The 1,102-nt window shown below is 57.6% G+C and carries 1 protein-coding gene and 1 pseudogene; both read left to right on the top strand.

All coding sequences use genetic code 11. From position 1 onward, the window contains the following. The first annotated feature begins 192 nt into the window (after positions 1-192). Positions 193-867, top strand: coding sequence for an MTAP family purine nucleoside phosphorylase (locus tag CW742_RS14625; RefSeq protein ID WP_292421651.1), 675 nt, complete (start codon positions 193-195; stop codon positions 865-867). Positions 868-884: 17 nt separating this feature from the next. Then, positions 885-1,102, top strand: a pseudogene (locus tag CW742_RS14620) (amidohydrolase); the annotation flags it as partial.

Genomic DNA, 1,102 nt, shown 5'->3' with positions numbered 1-1,102 from the left:
CCTATCTAGTAGGACGCCATAGGATAAAAGAATTGGTGAGTCAACTCCCGGCCCGGATCCAGGTACGCGCATCAGTTCCCCCCATACTACGGTATATATTAGTGCATCGCCGCCAACATTTCTCACGGAAGGAAAGGATTCCATGGCTGTTACAACACTTCTGCCTGCCAGTCTCCCTCCCTGGAGGGGCTGATGCTCGGGATCATCGGGGGCACGAGCCTGCTCTTCTCCACGCTCCCGCAGTTAGAGAAGAAGACGGTGGCAACGCCGTTCGGCCCCGCTGAGCTGCTCTGCGGCAGGGATCTTGTCATGCTGATGCGCCACCAGAACAGCTGCCCCCCGCACCGGATCAACTACCGGGCCAATCTTGCGGCCATGGCCATCGCGGGCGTCACCCGGATCGTGGCATTCGGGTCATCAGGATCGCTGAAACGGGAGATCACGCCCGGCTCGCTCCTGATCCCCACGGATTACGTGAGCATGACCGACATCCCGTCTATCCACGACCATGCGATCGAGCATGTCCGCCCTGAGCTTTCGCAGGACCTTGCACAGAACCTCAAAAAACTGATCCCGCAGGCGCGCTACGGCGGGATCTATGTCCAGACGCGGGGCCCGCGGATCGAGACGGTGGCTGAAGTGGAAGCGCTGGCAAAGATCGCAGACATTGTCGGCATGACGGTAGCGTCCGAAGCAACGCTTGCCCGCGAACTGGGGATGGATTTTGCTGCGCTCTGCACCATCGAGAACTATGCAAACGGCCTTGGGGAGGAGGTGCTGACGTACGAGCATATTGTCAGCGTCTCGCGGGAGCACAAGGACCGGACCGAAGAGATTGTGAATACTATCATTACACATATGAGTTGAACGGAGTGAAAAGATCAATGACTTCGGAAGATATTGACGGGATATTCGAGAAGAATCACTCCCTCCTGATAATAAACTGTGTGGTGGAGAACAAGAGTGTCGACATTGTCCTCGATGAGAAGGGGATCATCACCTCCGTGGGGGAGATGGCGGAAATGGAGTGGAACGGAGAGGAGTCCACCTTAATTGACGGGACCGCGGCCGTGGCCCTACCGGGGCCGCGCAACAAGCCCAC

The organism is Methanoregula sp. (genome assembly GCF_002835825.1).
In the GTDB taxonomy this organism is placed as follows: Archaea; Halobacteriota; Methanomicrobia; order Methanomicrobiales; family Methanospirillaceae; genus Methanoregula.
This window is presented reverse-complemented; position numbering and strand designations above follow the sequence as displayed.